A 17,674-nucleotide genomic window follows, 5' to 3' on the forward strand; every position below is an offset into this window, starting at 1 on the left:
GCAAGCAATGAGCCTCAGCAGGCGAGCGAAGCGAGGCAAGCAATGAGCCCGCGCGTGGGGGTCACGCTGTCGGGCCGCTACCGGCTGCAGCGGCTGATCGCCACCGGCGGGATGGGCCAGGTCTGGGAGGCCGTCGACAGTCGCCTGGGGCGCCGGGTCGCCGTCAAGGTGCTCAAGCAGGAGTTCACCTCGGATCCGGAGTTCGTCGAGCGGTTCCGCGCCGAGGCCCGCACCGTCGCCATGCTCAACCATCCCGGCATCGCCGCCGTGCACGACTACGGCGAGACCGACATGGAGGGCGAGGGACGCACCGCCTACCTGGTGATGGAGCTGATCAACGGCGAACCGCTGAACTCGGTGATCAAGCGCACCGGCCGGCTCTCGCTGCGGCACGCCCTGGACATGCTCGAGCAGACCGGACGCGCCCTGCAGGTGGCGCACGCTGCCGGACTGGTGCACCGCGACGTGAAGCCGGGCAACATCCTGATCACCCCGACCGGCCAGGTGAAGCTCACCGACTTCGGCATCGCCAAGGCCGTCGACGCGGCACCGGTCACCCAGACCGGCATGGTGATGGGCACCGCGCAGTACATCGCCCCCGAACAGGCACTCGGCCATGACGCCACCGCCGCCAGCGACGTGTATTCGCTGGGAGTTGTTGGCTACGAGGCTGTTTCGGGCAAGCGGCCGTTCATCGGCGACGGTGCGCTGACGGTGGCGATGAAGCACATCAAGGAGACGCCCGCGCCGCTGCCGGCCGACCTGCCGCCCAATGTGCGCGAGCTGATCGAGATCACCCTGGTGAAGAATCCGGGCATGCGCTACCGCAACGGCGGCCAGTTCGCCGACGCGGTGGCCGCGGTGCGGGCCGGACGCCGGCCGCCCCGGCCGAACTCCGCGCCGACCATCCGTGCCACCCCGGCGGCGATCCCGGGCAGCTCGCCACGGCTGCCCGCCGCCCCCGCCACCGGGATGCGGCCGCGCGCCAACACCGGCAGTCACCGTCCGCCGCCGCCGCGGCGCACGTTCTCGTCGGGTCAGCGGGCCCTGCTGTGGGCGGCCGGCGTGCTGGGGGCGCTGGCGATCATCAGCGCCATCCTGATCGTGCTCGCCGACAAAGACCGCAAAGACAACCGGCCCGTCGAGCAGACCGTCACCGACACCGTGACCCCCACCAGCGAAGCGGCTCCGAGCGGTTGGACGGAAGGCCCCCGCACCGGTAATCCTGGAGGGCAGATCGGGCCAATCCGATTCACCTCCGCCAGCGTGGCTATTGCTGCCCTGACGCAGCCTGATCGACACGACGAGAAACCGCGATGACCACCCCACAGCACCTGTCCGACCGCTACGAACTGGGCGAGATCCTCGGCTTCGGTGGCATGTCCGAGGTGCACATGGCCCGCGACACCCGGCTGCACCGGGACGTCGCGGTCAAGGTGCTGCGCGCCGACCTGGCCCGCGATCCCAGCTTCTATCTGCGGTTTCGCCGCGAAGCACAAAACGCCGCGGCGCTGAACCATCCCGCGATCGTCGCCGTCTACGACACCGGCGAGGCCGAGACCAGCAACGGTCCGCTGCCTTACATCGTGATGGAGTACGTCGACGGGGTGACCCTGCGCGACATCGTGCACACCGACGGCCCGATCCCGCCTCGGCGGGCGATCGAGATCATCGCCGACGCCTGCCAGGCCCTGAACTTCAGCCACCAGCACGGCATCATCCACCGCGACGTCAAGCCGGCGAACATCATGATCTCCAAGACCGGCGCGGTGAAGGTGATGGACTTCGGGATCGCGCGGGCGCTGGCCGACGCCGGCAACAGCGTCACCCAGACCGCCGCCGTGATCGGCACTGCCCAGTACCTGTCGCCCGAGCAGGCCCGCGGCGAGCCCGTCGACGCCCGCTCCGACGTCTACTCGCTGGGCTGCGTGCTCTACGAAATCCTCACCGGTGAGCCGCCGTTCGTCGGCGATTCCCCGGTCGCGGTGGCCTACCAGCACGTCCGCGAGGATCCGGTACCACCGTCACACAAGAATCCGGGGATTTCGCCGGAGTTGGATGCGGTGGTGCTCAAGGCGCTGGCCAAGAACCCCGACAACCGCTACCAGACGGCCGCCGAGATGCGGACCGACCTGGTCCGGGTGCACAACGGCGAAGCGCCCGAGGCGCCCAAGGTGCTCAGCGCCGCCGAGCGGACCTCGCTGCTGTCGGCCACCCCCCGCGCCCCGCACGGCGATCACACCGACGAGATCCCCCGCCAGGGTGCGGTGGTCGACACCGACCGCGCCAGCGGATCGATCGGGCGCTGGCTGATCGCGGTGGCGGTGCTGGCGATCCTGACCGTCGTAGTCACCGTCGCCATCAACATGGTCAGCGGCAGCCCGCGCGACGTGCAGATCCCCGACGTGCGCGGCCAGTCGCAGCAGGATGCGATCGCCACCCTGCAGAACAAGGGTTTCAAGATTCGCACCCAGCCGACCAGCGACAACACCGTGCCGCCGGAGAAGGTGGTCGGGACCGATCCGCCGGCCAACTCGATGGCCAGCGCCGGTGACGACATCACCATCAACGTGTCCAGCGGCCCCCCGCAGCGCGAGGTGCCGGACTGCAGCACCAGCTCGAGTTACGCCGACTGCGTCAAGAAGCTCACCGACGCCGGCTTCGGGAAGTTCAAGCGGGCGGACTCGCCGTCCACGCCGGAGAAGAAGGACAAGGTTCTCGGTACGGTGCCGCCGGCCAACCAGTCGGCGCCGATCACCAACGAGATCACCATCGTCGTCGGCAACGGACCGGAATCGGCTCTGGTACCCGACCTCAAGGGCCAGACCGTCGACACCGCCAACACGGTGCTGCAGGCGTCGCGTTTTCCGCCCGGCGTGGTGGTCCCGGTCGACAGCGCCGACCCCAAGGATCAGATCGTCGACACCGATCCGCCCGCGGGGCAGATGGCGCCGATCGACACCGTCATCCAGCTGCGGGTGTCCAAGGGCAACCAGTTCGTGATGCCCGACGTCCGTGGCGGGTTCTGGACCGACGTCGAGGCCAACCTGCGCAACGCGTACGGCTGGACAGGCCAGCTGATCAAGGGTCCCGACGTGCAGAACAGCGGTCAGCGCTCCAACGCCGTGGTCACACAAAGCCCACCGGCGGGTACACCGCTGAAATTCGGTGACCCGATCACCCTCAGCTTTGCGTCGTAGCCGAGAGCTCCTGCCCTCCGAGGGCGTGCCGCACCGTGTCGGCGACCTCCTGCTCGAGGCGGCGCACCAACGTCTCTTCGGGGGCCGTCCCGCAGTAGCCCAGCCAGTTCGCCAGCATCCGGTGACCGCCCTCGGTCAGGATCGACTCCGGGTGGAACTGAACACCGTGGATCGGCAGCTCGGCATGCCGCACCGCCATGATGACCCCGCTCTTCGTCCGTCCGGTCACCTCGAGCTGGGCCGGCACCGTCTCGGGCAGGATCGTCAGCGAGTGATACCGGGTGGCCGTGAAGGGGTTCGGAAGACCGTGCAGCACACCGGTGTTCGTGTGGTAGACGGTGCTGGTCTTGCCGTGCAGCAGCTCGGGCGCGCGATCCACCGTTCCGCCGAAGGCCACCCCGATCGCCTGGTGGCCCAGGCACACGCCCAGCAGCGGTGTGCCGGCCGCCGCGCACGCGCGGACCAGTGGGATCGAGGCGCCGGCCCGCTCCGGGGTGCCCGGGCCCGGGCTGAGCAGCACGCCGTCGAATTCGGCGGCCACCGACGCCTCGTCGGCAAGGCGGGCGTCGTCGTTGCGCCAGACCTGCGCGTCCACCCCGAGTTGGCCCAGGTACTGGACCAGGTTGAACACGAAGCTGTCGTAATTGTCGACGACCAAGACCTGCACCCGGTCAGGGTACCTGGGGTGCAGTGACTCAGTAACCGACCGGACCGACCGGCTGGGCGTAGCGCATCCGGACCGGGCCGGTGTAGCCGGCGACGGTGAGGTCGTCGCGAACCTGCTCGCTGTATCCCAGTCCGAACCGGACGACGTACTGCTTGTACAGGCTGACCAGGGGAGCGGCGGCCAGCGCCGCGCGCATGGCGGTGGGGTCGCCGATCGCGGTGACGGTGTAGGGCGGGCTGTACGTCCGCCCGTTGAGCAGCAGGGTGTTGCCGACGCAGCGCGGCGCCGAGGTACCGATGATGCGCTGGTCCTGCATCTGGATCGCCTCGGCTCCGGCGCTCCACAGCGCGTTGAGCACCGCCTGGATGTCCTGCTGGTGGACCACCAGATCGTCGGGGGAGGCGTCGCGGGGAAAGCGCCCGTTGGCGTCGCGCTGCGCGTCGGACAGCGTGACGACCAGACCCGGGCCATGCACCGGATCCAGTCCCGCGTCACCGGCCAGCTCGTCGGCCCGGGCCAGCATGGCGGCCAGGGCGGTGCCTGCGGACGCGCCGTGCGTCGAGTCGACCTGCGCGGCCAGCGCGTCGCGCTGCGCGTTGAGCCGGTCCACCGAGTTCTGCGCGTCGTGGACCAGATCCACCAGCCGGGGCGAGTCGGCCCGGCGGATCTCGCTACCCCCGGAGACACCGTGGGTGGCGGCCAGCAGCAGACCGGCCAGCAGGCACACCACCGGGACGCCGAACCGCCACGGCGAGCGCCGAGCGCCCGTCGTCGCTGCTGCCGGAGTTGTCGGGTCGCGGCGCCGCTGCGTTAATCTCATAGTCGGTCTGCGCACCATCGTCGCAGAAGATCCCGGCCCGAAGGTACCCATGCCCAAGTCCAAGGTTCGCAAGAAGAACGACTTCACGGTCAACCCGGTGAGCCGCACTCCGGTCAAGGTGAAGGCCGGGCCGTCGAGCGTGTGGTTCGTGGTGCTGTTCATCAGTCTGATGTTGATCGGGCTGGCGTGGCTGCTGGTGTTCCAGCTGGCCGCCTCCGGTCTCGACGTGCCCAGCGTGTTGCAGTGGATGGCCAATCTCGGACCGTGGAACTACGGGATCGCGTTCGCGTTCATGATCACCGGTCTGTTGCTGACGATGCGGTGGCGCTGACCGGGGACGACCACCTTAGAGGATTCATGCCGTGCGGTCAGTGTTTTCGGGCTGGCAACCTTCTGGCCACCCAATCACACGCGTGTGATTCATCCCCATTGTTGATAGCACCTGTGGATAACTGCATCGGCCACGGTAGATGCCACCGAGGACGCCATGCAGCAAACTGATTGGGGCCCCAAATCGGGGGCCGTCGCAGGTCTTGGCATCGCAGGTGTGTTGATGGCTACCGCCTGTGTGACCGTGGTCACAGACCCGCCGGGCCGCATCCTCACCGGACTTGCTGCGGCCGGACTGCTGATGTTCGCATTCGGATCATGGCGAGCCAGACCCAAGCTGGCAATCGTCGGTGACGGGTTGGTGTACCGGGGGTGGTTCCGGACCCAGACCCTGCGCCGCGCCGACATCGCGCTGATCCGCATCACCGAGTTCCGCCGGATCGGGCGCAAGACGCGCCTGCTCGAGATCGAGACGGTCGCCGACCGGCTGATCGTGCTCAGCCGATGGGATCTTGGGACCGATCCGTTGACCGTGCTCGACGCCCTGACCGACGCCGGCTTCGCCGGCCGCTAGCCGGGCGGGCCGTCGAGACCGCAGTGAGAGCGACGATCGGGCGTGATCGTCGCTCTTAGTGCGGTCTGGATGTCAGGAGATGGTGATCGACTCGATCACGACGTCGTCGGCAGGCCGGTCGTTGCGATCGGTGGCCGTGCTGGCGATCGCGTCGACGACCTTCTGCGACTCGGGGTCGACGACCTCACCGAAGATGGTGTGCCGCCGGTTCAGGTGCGGAGTCTTGCCGACGGTGATGAAGAACTGGGACCCGTTGGTGCCCGGCCCGGCGTTCGCCATCGCCAGCAGGTAGGGCTTGTCGAACTGCAGCTCGGGATGGAACTCGTCGGCGAACTTGTAGCCGGGGCCACCGCGGCCGGTGCCGGTCGGGTCGCCGCCCTGGATCATGAAGCCGTCGATGACGCGGTGGAAGACCGCACCGTCGTAGAACGGTCCGGAGGTGCTGCCCGAGGCGTTCTGCGTCGAGTACTCCTTGGTGCCCTGGGCCAAGCCGACGAAGTTGGCGACGGTCTTGGGGGCGTGATTACCGAACAGGGCGATCTTGATGTCGCCGCGATTGGTGTGCAGGGTCGCGGTCGCGGTCGCAATGGGGCTCGTCACGGGATCCCAGTGTGCCACTAGCCTCGGCCACCCCAACTCCCGGCCACCCCTGTGCGCGCTGTGGCAGTGTTGATGCCACCACACCGTTCGGGAGGATCACATGGGCCGCAAGACCAAACCCGCACTTACATCGCGCGAGCGGCTGAACCGCGGACTGCACTACACCGCGGTCGGTCCGGTGGACATCACCCGCGGTCTGGTCGGCATCAGCGTGCATTCGGCCGAGTCGGCAGCCGCCGGAATCAAGCGCCGGACACGCGAGGCTCGTGAAGTCCGCGACGATGTGGCCCGGGAGGCGGCCGCGGTCAAGCAGGTCGTCGCCGAGTTGCCGCAGCTACTGCAGGAGGCCCGCACAGCGCAGCGTCGGCGCCGGCGGCGACTGTTCGTGTTCGGGTTCCTGGGCCTGGCCGCGGTGGCCGGCGGCGCGGCGGCGTTCACGATCTCCCGGCGCTCGGCCGTGCCCGAGCCGTCCGCGCTGCCGCCCAGCGTCGAGGTCGCACCCAAGCTCTAAGGCCGTGGCTGTCAGCGTCTTCGACCTGTTCTCGATCGGTATCGGCCCGTCCAGTTCGCATACCGTCGGGCCCATGCGCGCCGCCGCGCGCTTCACCGCAGAGCTGGCCGCAGCGGGCGTGCTGGACGCGGTCCACCGGGTGCACGTACAGCTGTACGGGTCCCTCGGCGCGACCGGCGCCGGACACGGCACCGTCGGCGCCGTACTGCTCGGCTTGACCGGCGCCGACCCGGAGACAGTCGACCCGGCCGGGGTCGATGTGCTGCTGGGATCGGTGCGCGCCGAGCGTCGACTGACCCTGGCCGGCGGCCACACGATCGACTTCGACCTCGACTCCGACATCTCAATGAGCCTGCAGCGGTTGGCCTTTCACAGCAACGGGATGGCATTTCAGGCGCTCGGCCCCGACGGCGCGCAGCTGGACAAGCGGGTGTACTTCTCCGTCGGTGGCGGGGCGGTGGTCGACGAGGCCGACGCGGCGGCACCGGCTACCGAGACGGTCGCGATTCCCTATCCCTTCGCTACCGCAACGGAATTGGTCGCGACGGCGGTCGAGCGGGGCACCAGCATCGCCACGGTGATGGCGGACAACGAACGCGCGCTGGCCCGCCACGACGATCTGCGCGCGGCGGTGCTGCGGATCTGGTCGGTGATGCAGCAGTGCGTGACGGCCGGCCTGAGCCACCGCGGCGTGCTTCCGGGTGGGCTGGGGGTGCGCCGGCGGGCGGGGCAATTGGCCGCCCAACTCGAAGCGACCCCGCACGACCCGCTCTATGCGATCGACTGGGTGACCGTGTACGCGCTGGCCGTCAACGAGGAGAACGCGGCCGGCGGGCGGGTGGTCACCGCCCCCACCAATGGCGCGGCCGGCGTGATCCCGGCGGTGCTGCACTACTACACCCGGTTCGTTCCGGGGGCCAGCGACGACGGGGTGGTGCAGTTCCTGCTGACCGCGGCGGCGATCGGCGTCCTGTTCAAGTCCAACGCGTCGATCTCCGGTGCGGAGGTGGGCTGTCAGGGCGAGGTCGGCTCCGCGTGCTCGATGGCGGCAGCCGGGCTCACCGCCGTGCTCGGCGGTACCCCGGCTCAGGTGGAGAACGCCGCCGAGATCGGCATCGAACACAACCTCGGGCTGACGTGCGACCCGGTGCGCGGGCTGGTCCAGATTCCGTGCATCGAGCGCAACGCCGTCGCGGCGGTCAAGGCGATCACTGCCGCGAGGATGGCGATGCACGGCGACGGATCTCATTTCGTCAGTCTCGACACCGCGATCAAGACGATGCGCGACACCGGCGCCGACATGGCCGACAAGTACAAGGAAACCGCGCTGGGGGGACTGGCTCTGAACGTGGTGGAGTGCTGAGTTCAGTTCCCCGGCACCAGCATTGACTGCCAGGTGGGCACCTGGCCACCGGACGCGAGGTTATCCTGGGTGTACCGCCGCCCGTCGGGACCGGTGAATATGCCGGTGGCGGGGTCGTATTGGGCGCCGCTCAGTTGCGGGACGTCCTGCCCCGACAGGGTGGCGTTGGGGTCACCCTTCCAGTTGTATCCGTCATTGAGCGGCACATAGGTCTGTCCGCTGTCGCACATCGCCACTGTCGGCGCCCGCTTCCCCGGCCGGCCGGTGCAGGGGATGTTGCGCGCGCCGCGCACGCCGATCGGCGAGTCCTGGGGGACCCGGCAATAGAAGTCGCCTGGCGGCCGGTCCGGGAAGTCCTGCAGCGCGGCCGCCCGCTGCTGCTGCGCGGGCAGAAATCCGGTGGTGCACGGCGGCGGTTGATTGAGGCTCAGGTTCAAGCTCAGGTAGACACCCCGGTAGGGCTGCTCGGTGTCCCGGTTGGCCAGGACGATCGCTTGGGCGGTGGCGGCCGCCTGGGGCAGCAGAACCAGCAGCTGTTCCAGGCCGGGCTGGTAGGTCAGCACCACCTGAGCCACACTGGCCAGATTGGCGGCGATGATGGGCACCGTCGGGCGCACCCGGTCGAAGAGTTGCCGGGCTTCCTGGACGGCCGGGCCGCCCTGCTGCAGCAGGTCGTTGACGGCCGCGTCGTTGTCCTTCAGCTGGCGGCTGATGGCGGCGAGGTGGGTGGTCCAGGCCGCGACAGCGCTCGCGGAGTCGTTCTGCGCGTCCAAGATCGGCTTGGACTGGTCGATCAGCGTCAGCAGGGGCCCGAGGTTCTCCCGGGCGCCGGCGGCCAGTTGGCCACCGCCGGTGACGAGCCGGGACAGCTGCGGGCCGAGACCGCCGACCGCGGTGTAGGACTCGTCGACGACTGTCTTCAGGTCGTCGCGCGGGATCGCCTTGAGGCCGGTGTTCACCGCATCAAGGACGGCGTCGAAGTCCGGTGGCACCGAGGTGCGGTCGGCCGCGATGACGTCGCCGTTGCGCAACGGCGCCGAATCCCGGCGCGGCAGCAGCGTGATGTACTGCTCACCGACGGCCGATTGGCTGTGCACCTGCGCGTCGAGATCGGACGGGATCGCGATGCCCGATTTCAGCGACAACACGGCGGCCACCCCCGTGCCGGTCAGCCGCACTTCTTGGATCCGGCCGACTTCGGCACCCCGGTAGGTGACGTTTCCCCCGGGATACACGCCCGCGGTGCGCGGCAACTCGACGATCACCTGGTAGCGCCCGATCCCGAACATGGCGGGCAATCTGATGTAACCGAAGATCATCGCCGTCGCGAACGCCGCCGCGATCACGGCGAAGAGCGCCAGCTGGAGTCGGATGCGCAGGGTCAGTGGCGGCACGTCATCGTCCTTGGTCCCAGTGATAGGGCGCCACAAGGGGATTGCCCCGGGTGTAGGGGCTCGGCAGTTGCCCGATGGTGCGGCCCCACTGCAACTCGAGCTCGGTCAGGTTGCCTTCCCACCGGGTGCCGGTGAGGAACGAGGCGTCCAGGCGGCTCAGCGTCAGGTCGATGACGGCGGTCAAGTTGGCGAAGTCGCCCCGCTGCCACACCCCGACGGTGTCGGCCGGAAACGGGTAGGTGGCGAACATGCCCAGGGATCGGGTCAGGGCCGGCCCGGCGTCGGCCAACGAATCAAGCACCGGGCCGAGCGCCTTGAGCTCGGCGATCAGGCTGTCCTTGGTCTGGTTGGTGGAGTCGGCGACCAGCGCGCTGAACTTACCCATCTGATCGAGCGCGTCGACCAGTGTCTGTCGCTGGTCGCCGATCACCCGCAGCGCAGCCGGGATCGTGGTGAGTGCCCGGTCGACCACCGGCTGCTGGTCGGCGAACTGTCCCGCGAGATTGTTCAGGCTCTCCGCGGTGGCGATGATGTCGGCCGACTGCTCGTTGACGTAGCGGGTGAACCGGTCCAGCTGGGTGATCAGGCTGCGCAGGTCCTGTTCACGGCCGGCCAGCGCGGTGCTCAGCGCCTCGGTGATGTCGTGGACCTGGCCGATCCCGCCGCCGTTGAGCAGCAATGTGATTGCCGACAACAGCTGCTCGCTGGACGGGTAGGTACCGGCCGACGACAGCGGGATCATCGAGCCGTCGCGCAGCGTGCCCTGTGGCGCGGTGGCGGTCGGCGGCGCGAGCTCGACGTGCAGCGAGCCGAGCAGGCCGCTCTGGCCGATCGTCGCGGTAGCGTTGGCGGGCAGGTGCACATCGTGGTCGATGCTCATGGTCAGCAGCGCGTGCCAGCCCTGACGCTCGATCTTGGTGACGGTGCCGACCGTGACGTCCCCGACCTGGACCCGGGAATTCGGTTCGATGGTGCGCACGTCGGGCAGCTGTGCCTGGATGGTGTATGCCCCCGGTCCGCGGCCGGCGGTGCCTGGCAGCGGCATCGAGTTCAGCCCGCGCCACCCGCATCCCGACGCCACCGTGGCCAGCGACGCCACCAGTAGCGCCCCGGCGACGACCCGGCGCGGCGTCATCGGCCCTCCCCGGGCACCGTCATCATGCCGGGCAGTCCGGCGGCGGGATCGGTCTGCTGCACCGGGGTATTCGCCGGAGGCACGTAGTCGGGTCGCAGCCAATCCTCGCTGTAGGTCACTTCGTTGGGTCGCGCGCTGGCACCGACGATCAGGTTCTCGCCCAGCGGCGGAAAGTTGTACTGGCGGTTCTTGACGATCGGAGCCAGGTATTGGACGCAGAGCTTGGCCGACTGCTCGGCGCCCAGCCGCGAGGCCGCCTGGATGGCGCCACACAGGAACGTGATCGGATCGGCGAAGTTGTTGAATGCGTACGCGCCGCCCATGGTGGCCTGCGCGGGCTGGTAGGTGTTCATCAAGTTCTGCAACGCATTCGGCGCGACATGAAGGGCCTGCTTGAGGTCGTCGAGGCTGGCGCCCAGCGCCGACGACACCGAGGCCAGCTTGTCCGCTGTGGCCCCCAGTGCCTCGCGGTTGTCGGCGACGAAGCCGCGCACGTCGCCGACGACCCCGTCCAGCGCCGACAGCGCCTCCCCGACCTCGTTGGGTTCGTCGTCCAGCGCTGCAGTCGCCGAGGCCAGATTGGCGTTGAGTTGCCGCATCGCCTCGCCGCTGTCCTTGAGTGCTGACACCAGGATCGACAGGTTCTTCAGTGTGCCGAACACATCATCGCGATGGTCACTGAGCGCCGAGACCGCCTGCGACAGCTCGATGATGGCGGACCGGAGGGTCGCGCCCTGGCCACGCAGGGTGTCGGCCGCGGTGTGCACGACCGCGCCCAGGGAACTGACCCCGCCGGCTTCGGTCGGCTGGATCAACTCGCTGAGCCGCTGCAGTTGCTGGCGTAGATCGTCCCATTCGACGGGGACGGCAGTGCGTTCCTCAGGGATGACGGCGTTGTCTTGCAGCTGGGGTCCTCCGGTGTAGGCCGGGGTGAGTGCGATGATGCGCGCGGTCACGATCGCCGGGGACATGATCACGGCCTTGGCGTCGGCGGGCACCGGGTACTTGGTGTCGTACCAGAAGGTGATCTTCACGCGGTCGGGCTGCGGCTCGATCCGGCTGATCTTGCCGACGGGCACTCCCAGGATGCGGACCTCGTCCCCGACGAAGATGCCGTTGCTGTTGGCGAAGTAGCCGACAACCGTTCGTCTGCCGGCTGTGCCGGCCGACATCACCAAGTCGACGACGGCGGCCACCAGCAGGACGGCCAGGATGCCGGCCAAGCCGATACGGATTCCGGCGCGCGCGGTCATCGGCTCGGACCCTCAGCCGCCGGAGCCGGTGGACCTGGCGGCGGCCCACCTGGTGGGGGTGCCGGCGGGGGCTCCCGGTACGGGTAGCGCGGATCGCCGGGTGTGCCGGTGATCGCGTCGGGCAGGGTCAGTCGCGGCTCGCCACCCTGCCCGGTGCGGGGGAAGGGCAGCGGCAGCGGTGGCGTGCCCGGCTGGCCGGATTGTGGGTCGGTACGCAGCGAGGGTGCCAGCACGTTCGGGTCCAGCCCGAGATCGGAGAAAGCGGCGTCGACGAACGGCTGGATGAACTGCCCGGGCAGCAGGTTGGCGATGTAGAACTTGAAGAACGGGCCCGATGCCATCGACTCGCCCAGTGACATCGCATAGTGGTCGAACCCCTTGATGGCCTGTTGGATCCGTTCCTTGCGGCGGTCGAGGATGGTGAGCAGCTGGTTGAGCTTGTCCATCGCCGGCGTGAGTGTCTGGCGGTTGTCGGCAATGACGGCCTTGAGCTGACGGCTCAGCACCGTGATGTTCCCGGCGATGTCGTCGAGCGCCTGGCGTTGGCTGGTCAGGTCCGCCAGCAGGGCGTTGCTGTCCGTCAGCATCCGGACGATCGCGTCGCTACGCTGTGCCAGCACCGTCGTCACCGTGTTCGCATCGGTCAGCAGCGCACGCAGCTGGGAGTCCCTGGCGTTGAGCGTCGCCGCGAATCGCGCCACGCCGTCCATGGCGATCTTGAGCGCCGTTGGCGTGTTCTCGAATTCGCCGGCCAGTATCTTCCACGAGTCGGACAACCGGGCAGTGTCCAACTGGCTCACGGTGGCGGTCAGGTCACCGAGGGCATCCGGCAGTTGGTAGGGCGAGGTCGTTCGATCCAGCGGGATCGGCCCGCTCTGGGTGCCGTCACCGCCCGGGGTCAATTCCAGGATCTTGGCCCCGAGAATGCTTTTCGTCTTGATCGCCGCCGCGGTGCGATTCCCGATCCGGATACTCTTGGCCACCTCGAACGTGACCAGGACGCGCGGGCCGTCGAGATCGATCGAGGTGACCTTGCCGGCCTTGAAGCCGGAGACCTGCACCGCGGCGCCGGTGAGCAGCCCGCCCGCCTCGGCGAAATAAGCCGAGTAGTTCCGGTTGTCGTTGACGAACGGCAGCTTGCCGTAGTTGAGGGCGCCCAACACCACGGCCAGAGTGACCGCAATGCCGACCACCCCGACGGCGATGGGGTTGCGCTCGGCGAAAGTCTTCATCGCGGCGAGCACCTCCCGCTGTCCTGGCCGACGACCTTCACGTAAACGGGTTGTCCGCCTTTGCCGTTCAGCTTGAGGATCAGATCGCACAAATAGAAGCTGAAGAAGTCGCCGTAGAGGCCCTGGCGGTTCAGCTTCTGGTAGACGTCCGGCAGCGTGTCGAGCAGATGGTCCAAGTAGTCCCGGTCGGCCAGGGTCGCATCGGCCACCCGCTGCGCCTGGTCGACGACACTCTTCAGCGGCACCCGACCCTGGGTGAGCAGATCGCCGATCGACGCGGCCGCCGCGTTGGCGTACGCGAGGCCGTTGCGCAGGTCGTGACGTCGCTCTGCCATCGTCGCCAGCGACGCGGACAACGCGTCGATGGCCGCGGTGAATTGCGAACTCTGCGTACTCAGTGATCCCACAACGGATTTCAGGTTCATGATGACCTGCCCGATCAGCTGGTCGCGCTCGGCGAGGGTGTTGGTCAGGGTCGCCGTCTGGGACAGGAAGCCGGCGATCGTGGGGCCTTCGCCCTGCAGCGCTTCGATCAGCTGGCCGGACAGCGCGTTGACCTGCTCGGGGTCCAAGGCCCGAAACAGCGGGCGGAAGCCGCCCAGCAGCGCATCGAGATCGAGGGCGGGCGCCGTGTGCGACAGCGCGATGGTGGCTCCGGGCGGTAGCGCACGGGTGCCGCCCACCCCCTCCTCGAGGGCCAGGTACCGCTCGCCGATGAGGTTGCGGTAGCGCACCACCGCCCGGCTGCCGTCGGTCAGCACCACTGAGGCGTCGGTGCCGAACTCGACCAGGGCGACGCCGTCGTCGCGGATCCGGATGTTCTTCACCTTGCCGACTTCGACTCCGGCGATCCGGACGAAGTTGCCGTCCTCGAGGCCGGAGACCGTGCGGAATTCTGCGGTGTAGGTTTTCTCGGTCTCGAACCGCAGTTGCGCGAAGATCGCGAGCATGGCCACCAGGCCGAGGGCGCACACCCCCAGGAACACGCCGACGCGCCAGATCGCGCCCCGCAGGTTCTCTTTCATGTCGGCCTCGTCACGGCGCCGGGACCGGTGTCGGCTGAAGTTGGGCGGGGGCCGGCACCACGAACGGTTCGGAGCCCGGCGGCGGCGGACCCGGTTGCGGGGTGGCACCCGGCGGCGGCGCCGGCGGTAGGCCCGGCCACAGTGGGGTCCCATCCGGGGCGTACAACGAAGCCCCGTACGGCGGCGCACCCGGGTAGGGGATCGGTCCAGGGGCGGGGCCGCCCTCGTAGCGGACGCTGGGCGGTTCGGGCACGGCCCTGGTGACCGGGAAGTAATCCGCATAGCCGGGGAAACCGATTCCCGGGTTCGGCCGGATGTCCAGGCCCGTTCCCCAGCCGGTGTTGGTGATCAGTTGGCGCACCGGCCAATTCGCGGCGACGTCGGGCAGCGAGCCGCAACCCGGTAGTCCACCCGGGCCGCCCTTGGCGCCGATGATCGGCAGGTTCTGCGGGTAACGGTAGGCGTCGGGCCCGAACAGCAGTGCGCTGTCCAAGATCAGCGACTTGCCGTTGGCGGCGCCGGTCGCATCCAGGTAACCGGTATCCAGTGCCGTCTTGGCGCCGACCAGCGTGCAGGTGAACGTCGGCTGGTATTTCAGCAGCAACCGGGCGGTGGATTCGAAGGAGCTCACCGCCGTGGTGAGGTTGGCCTGGCTCGAGCCCATCAGGTCGATGCCGCTGCGGGCCAGCCCGGCCACCCCTGTCAGCACTGCGTCGAGCGCCTGCGCGTCGCCGCGCACGGTGGCGCTGGTGGTTGCCGCGGCATCGAGCGTACTCAGGATGTTCTGTGCGGCATCGGAATACGCTGCGGTGAGTTGTCTGACCGATTGCCGGTCGGCGGCGATGGTCTCCGTGCGGGCGTTGACCTGTGTCATGACCTCGTTGGCGTCGGTGATCGATTGCCCCAGGGTGGCCCCGTGGCCGCGCAGTCCCTCGGCCAGTGCGGACAGCACCGCTTGCAGCTTGGCGGGGTCGACCTGTTTGAGGATGTCGTTGACATCGCGGAACAGGGTGTTGATCTCGGTACTGACGTTGTCGGACGTGATGACGGCGTCCGGAGCCAGCCGTTGCGGGCTGGGATCGCTCGGATAGTCGAGTTCGACGAACTTGCCGCTGAACAGGGTTCCGGCCCGGATGTGTGCATCCACATTGGCCGGGATGAACTTCATCTGCTCGGGCTCGATCTCGAGAGTCAGGCGCACCTGACCCTGCTCACCGGTGACCTGGTCGACCCGGCCGATCTGCACGCCGCGCAGCTTGACCTTCGCGCCGCGGTCCATCACCAGGCCCGCGCGGTCGGAGATCAGTGTCACCGTCACGTAGTCACGCAGTGCACCGGAGAACAGGGCGGTGGTGGCGACCATCGTGCCGGCCGCGGCGACCACGAAAATCAGTGTCCACCATCCCGGATGCATGCCCTCTGAGCGCTGATCGGACATCGCATCACCCGGACAGGTGGAAGTTGCCGGACTGTCCGTAGATGGACATCGCCACCGCCAGGAGCAGCAGCGTCAACACGATCAGGGAGGTGCGCACCGAATGTCCCACTGCCTCACCGACTCCGGCAGGTCCGCCGGTTGCGGTGTAGCCGTAGTAGGTGTGTACCAGCATCACGGCGATCCCCATCAAGACCACGGTGAAGAACGACCACAGCAGGTCCGTGGAGTTCAGGAAGGTGTTGAAGTAATGGTCGTAGACACCGGTGGACTGTCCGTAGAACCCGGTGGTGCCGAATCGGGCGGCCAGGAAGGCACACACCATGGCCACGCAGTACAGCGGGATCACCACGACCACGCCGGCGACCACGCGGGTGGACACCAGGTAGGCCACCGACCGCACCGCCATCACCTCGAGGGCGTCGATCTCGTCGGCGATCCGCATGGCGCCCAGTTGTGCGGTGGCCCCGGCGCCGATCGTGGCGGCCAGGCCGATGCCCGCGACGGCGGGGGAGATGATGCGGACGTTGACATAGGCGGAGATGAACCCCGTCATCGCCTCGACGCCGATGCCCGAGAGTTCGTTGTAGCCCTGGACGGCGATCACGGCGCCGGTGGTCAACGTGAGGAATCCGACGACCACCACGGTGCCGCCGATGAGGGCCAATGCGCCAGTGCCCAAGCTCATTTGGGCAATGAGGCGGAGGATCTCTGTCCGGTAGCGCGTGACGGCGATGCCGATCTCGCGCACGGACCTCGCGTTGAATTTGATCTGCACACCGATGCGGTTCCAGCCCTCGGCGACGCCGTGCGCCACGGTGGTCCAGCCTGGACGTTCGTGGACGGCGGTCATTTCGCGCTCGTGTAATAGACGGCGGTCGCGACGATGTTGATCACGAACAGTGCGATGAACGAGTACACGACGGTCTCGTTGACGGCGTTGCCGACGCCCTGTGGCCCTCTGCGCACCGACATGCCCTTGTAGCACGCGATCAGCGCGGCCGACAGCCCGAACAGTGCGCCCTTGACCAAGCTCAAGACGATGTCGGGCAGCCCGGTGAACAAGGTGAGGCCGGCGACGAAGGCGCCCGGGGTGACGTGCTGGATGAACACCGCGAAGCCGAACGAGCCGACCAGTCCGACGAGTGTCACCAGCGACACCAGCGACACGGCGACGACGGTGGCGGCCAGCACGCGCGGCACCACGAGGCGGTGCACGGGATCGACACCCATGACCCGCAGCGCGTCGAGCTCGTCGCGGATCGTGCGGGCACCGAGATCGGCGCACATCGCGGTCGCTCCGGTGCCGGCGACCACGAGCACGGTCACGATCGGCCCGATCTCGGTGACCGCCGCACTGGCGGCGCCGGTCCCGGAGAAGTCGGTGGCGCCGAATTCGGTCAGCAGGACGTTGATGGTGAACACGACCAGCACGGTGAACGGGACGGCCAGAAGCAGGGTCGGAACGACGGCGACCCGCGCCACGAACCAGGTTTGCAGGATGAACTCCCGCCAGGCGAACGGTGGTTTGACCATCGCGACCAGCGTGTCCAGCGCGACGGCATAGAAATCACCAACCGACCGGATGGGTTTGAGGACATTGTCCGTTGACACCACGTCGGGACCCCCTGGCCGGTTGCCGACAGTTCGCGGCATCTTCCGGAGTTTCACGCTAGGCAGCAAATTGCGGTGCGGGAGGGGTCGAAGGTCCCAACGTGAGAGGCCAGAAGGTTGCCGGTAGCCGGGGCCTGCGGGCAGAAATAAAGCCTATCAACATACCGTCAGGTTTGGTGAAAGCTCAACTATTGACGGTGTCGAATGACGTTCCCCTGAACGAAGCCTGTGAAGTAGTGCAGAATGTGCCCATGGTTTGGGGGGGATTTTCTCGCAAGAGGGTGAAGTGTGCTATCTGCGCTCACGAACAGAGTGTGTTCGCGGGCCGGGAAACTTACACCTGTCGCCGGTGCAACAAGACGTTGCCGCTCCGAATGGCTGTCCCCGCCGGGCAGTGATCCCGGTCGCAGCACTCGGTGTTGTGGAGCCTAGGAGATTCGATATCTCTAGGTGGCGCAAAGGTATCCGCGACGTACACGACGACTGCTAATTCGAGGCTCCGGTCGCTGTCGCGGACAAGT

At 68.1% G+C, this 17,674-nt stretch carries 17 protein-coding genes; 6 read left to right on the top strand and 11 right to left on the bottom strand.

The window, feature by feature from the left end; all coding sequences use genetic code 11:
- Positions 1-42: 42 nt before the first annotated feature.
- Positions 43-1,320 (top strand): serine/threonine-protein kinase, encoded by a 1,278-nt coding sequence (locus MSZK_RS03630; RefSeq protein WP_099244909.1) that lies wholly within the window; start codon positions 43-45, stop codon positions 1,318-1,320.
- Positions 1,317-3,200, top strand: a complete 1,884-nt coding sequence (pknB, locus tag MSZK_RS03635) for a Stk1 family PASTA domain-containing Ser/Thr kinase (RefSeq protein ID WP_099244911.1) — start codon at positions 1,317-1,319, stop codon at positions 3,198-3,200. Before MSZK_RS03630 ends, pknB begins: the two co-directional genes overlap by 4 nt.
- On the opposite strand, the gene MSZK_RS03640 is transcribed toward pknB, so the two are convergent.
- Together MSZK_RS03640 and MSZK_RS03645 are read right to left on the bottom strand one after the other, a co-directional pair.
- Positions 3,184-3,867, bottom strand: a complete 684-nt coding sequence (locus MSZK_RS03640; RefSeq protein ID WP_099244913.1) for an aminodeoxychorismate/anthranilate synthase component II — start codon at positions 3,865-3,867, stop codon at positions 3,184-3,186. The two genes, pknB and MSZK_RS03640, sit on opposite strands and share 17 nt — an antisense overlap.
- 28 nt (positions 3,868-3,895) lie before the next feature.
- Positions 3,896-4,687 carry a DUF881 domain-containing protein gene (locus tag MSZK_RS03645; RefSeq protein ID WP_199203176.1) on the bottom strand — a complete coding sequence of 264 codons (792 nt, stop codon included), beginning with the start codon at positions 4,685-4,687 and terminating at the stop codon, positions 3,896-3,898.
- A gap of 49 nt (positions 4,688-4,736) precedes the next feature.
- Here MSZK_RS03645 and crgA point away from each other — a divergent pair, with 49 nt between their 5' ends.
- Entirely contained in the window at positions 4,737-5,018 is a 282-nt protein-coding gene (gene crgA, locus MSZK_RS03650; protein WP_099244917.1) for a cell division protein CrgA, read from the top strand.
- A gap of 156 nt (positions 5,019-5,174) precedes the next feature.
- Entirely contained in the window at positions 5,175-5,591 is a 417-nt protein-coding gene (locus MSZK_RS03655) for a PH domain-containing protein (protein WP_099244919.1), read from the top strand.
- Between the two features lie 72 nt (positions 5,592-5,663).
- Here the strand turns inward: MSZK_RS03655 and MSZK_RS03660 are convergent, their stop codons facing one another.
- Positions 5,664-6,209, bottom strand: coding sequence for a peptidylprolyl isomerase (locus MSZK_RS03660; protein WP_199203177.1), 546 nt, complete (start codon positions 6,207-6,209; stop codon positions 5,664-5,666).
- A gap of 82 nt (positions 6,210-6,291) precedes the next feature.
- Here MSZK_RS03660 and cwsA point away from each other — a divergent pair, with 82 nt between their 5' ends.
- Both cwsA and MSZK_RS03670 read left to right on the top strand, forming a co-directional pair.
- On the top strand, positions 6,292-6,702 hold the full coding sequence (cwsA, locus tag MSZK_RS03665) for a cell wall synthesis protein CwsA (RefSeq protein ID WP_099244923.1): 411 nt from the start codon (positions 6,292-6,294) through the stop codon (positions 6,700-6,702).
- Between the two features lie 4 nt (positions 6,703-6,706).
- A complete protein-coding gene (locus MSZK_RS03670; protein ID WP_099244925.1) occupies positions 6,707-8,065 on the top strand; it encodes an L-serine ammonia-lyase in 1,359 nt (452 codons plus the stop codon).
- Between the two features lie 2 nt (positions 8,066-8,067).
- Here the strand turns inward: MSZK_RS03670 and MSZK_RS03675 are convergent, their stop codons facing one another.
- From MSZK_RS03675 to MSZK_RS03710, 8 genes are read right to left on the bottom strand one after another with little or no spacing between them, the layout of a single operon-like run.
- Positions 8,068-9,459 carry an MCE family protein gene (locus MSZK_RS03675; RefSeq protein ID WP_099244927.1) on the bottom strand — a complete coding sequence of 464 codons (1,392 nt, stop codon included), beginning with the start codon at positions 9,457-9,459 and terminating at the stop codon, positions 8,068-8,070.
- A gap of 1 nt (position 9,460) precedes the next feature.
- Positions 9,461-10,594 carry a virulence factor Mce family protein gene (locus MSZK_RS03680; RefSeq protein WP_099244929.1) on the bottom strand — a complete coding sequence of 378 codons (1,134 nt, stop codon included), beginning with the start codon at positions 10,592-10,594 and terminating at the stop codon, positions 9,461-9,463.
- Positions 10,591-11,847 carry an MCE family protein gene (locus MSZK_RS03685; RefSeq protein ID WP_099244931.1) on the bottom strand — a complete coding sequence of 419 codons (1,257 nt, stop codon included), beginning with the start codon at positions 11,845-11,847 and terminating at the stop codon, positions 10,591-10,593. The genes MSZK_RS03680 and MSZK_RS03685 overlap by 4 nt, the downstream gene beginning before the upstream one ends.
- Positions 11,844-13,079 carry an MCE family protein gene (locus tag MSZK_RS03690; protein ID WP_099244973.1) on the bottom strand — a complete coding sequence of 412 codons (1,236 nt, stop codon included), beginning with the start codon at positions 13,077-13,079 and terminating at the stop codon, positions 11,844-11,846. Before MSZK_RS03690 ends, MSZK_RS03685 begins: the two co-directional genes overlap by 4 nt.
- Positions 13,076-14,104, bottom strand: a complete 1,029-nt coding sequence (locus MSZK_RS03695) for an MCE family protein (RefSeq protein WP_099244933.1) — start codon at positions 14,102-14,104, stop codon at positions 13,076-13,078. Before MSZK_RS03695 ends, MSZK_RS03690 begins: the two co-directional genes overlap by 4 nt.
- 10 nt (positions 14,105-14,114) lie before the next feature.
- Positions 14,115-15,542 (bottom strand): MCE family protein, encoded by a 1,428-nt coding sequence (locus tag MSZK_RS03700; protein ID WP_099244935.1) that lies wholly within the window; start codon positions 15,540-15,542, stop codon positions 14,115-14,117.
- A 4-nt stretch (positions 15,543-15,546) separates the two neighbouring features.
- Positions 15,547-16,392: an ABC transporter permease gene (locus MSZK_RS03705; protein WP_099244937.1), complete on the bottom strand. Its 846-nt coding sequence runs from the start codon at positions 16,390-16,392 to the stop codon at positions 15,547-15,549.
- Positions 16,389-17,195: an ABC transporter permease gene (locus MSZK_RS03710; RefSeq protein ID WP_099244974.1), complete on the bottom strand. Its 807-nt coding sequence runs from the start codon at positions 17,193-17,195 to the stop codon at positions 16,389-16,391. Before MSZK_RS03710 ends, MSZK_RS03705 begins: the two co-directional genes overlap by 4 nt.
- Positions 17,196-17,674: the final 479 nt, after the last annotated feature.

The sequence above is a fragment of the Mycobacterium sp. shizuoka-1 genome (genome assembly GCF_002723835.1).
Lineage (GTDB): Bacteria > Actinomycetota > Actinomycetes > Mycobacteriales > Mycobacteriaceae > Mycobacterium.

What these genes read in the sequence shown, in the direction of transcription:
- MSZK_RS03630 (WP_099244909.1), top strand. Translation starts at nt 43, where the DNA reads ATGAGCCCGCGCGTGGGGGTCACGCTGTCGGGCCGCTACCGGCTGCAG.
- pknB (WP_099244911.1), top strand. Translation starts at nt 1,317, where the DNA reads ATGACCACCCCACAGCACCTGTCCGACCGCTACGAACTGGGCGAGATC.
- MSZK_RS03645 (WP_199203176.1), bottom strand. Translation starts at nt 4,687, where the DNA reads ATGAGATTAACGCAGCGGCGCCGCGACCCGACAACTCCGGCAGCAGCG.
- crgA (WP_099244917.1), top strand. Translation starts at nt 4,737, where the DNA reads ATGCCCAAGTCCAAGGTTCGCAAGAAGAACGACTTCACGGTCAACCCG.
- MSZK_RS03655 (WP_099244919.1), top strand. Translation starts at nt 5,175, where the DNA reads ATGCAGCAAACTGATTGGGGCCCCAAATCGGGGGCCGTCGCAGGTCTT.
- cwsA (WP_099244923.1), top strand. Translation starts at nt 6,292, where the DNA reads ATGGGCCGCAAGACCAAACCCGCACTTACATCGCGCGAGCGGCTGAAC.
- MSZK_RS03680 (WP_099244929.1), bottom strand. Translation starts at nt 10,594, where the DNA reads ATGACGCCGCGCCGGGTCGTCGCCGGGGCGCTACTGGTGGCGTCGCTG.
- MSZK_RS03685 (WP_099244931.1), bottom strand. Translation starts at nt 11,847, where the DNA reads ATGACCGCGCGCGCCGGAATCCGTATCGGCTTGGCCGGCATCCTGGCC.
- MSZK_RS03690 (WP_099244973.1), bottom strand. Translation starts at nt 13,079, where the DNA reads ATGAAGACTTTCGCCGAGCGCAACCCCATCGCCGTCGGGGTGGTCGGC.
- MSZK_RS03695 (WP_099244933.1), bottom strand. Translation starts at nt 14,104, where the DNA reads ATGAAAGAGAACCTGCGGGGCGCGATCTGGCGCGTCGGCGTGTTCCTG.
- MSZK_RS03700 (WP_099244935.1), bottom strand. Translation starts at nt 15,542, where the DNA reads ATGTCCGATCAGCGCTCAGAGGGCATGCATCCGGGATGGTGGACACTG.
- MSZK_RS03705 (WP_099244937.1), bottom strand. Translation starts at nt 16,392, where the DNA reads ATGACCGCCGTCCACGAACGTCCAGGCTGGACCACCGTGGCGCACGGC.
- MSZK_RS03710 (WP_099244974.1), bottom strand. Translation starts at nt 17,195, where the DNA reads ATGCCGCGAACTGTCGGCAACCGGCCAGGGGGTCCCGACGTGGTGTCA.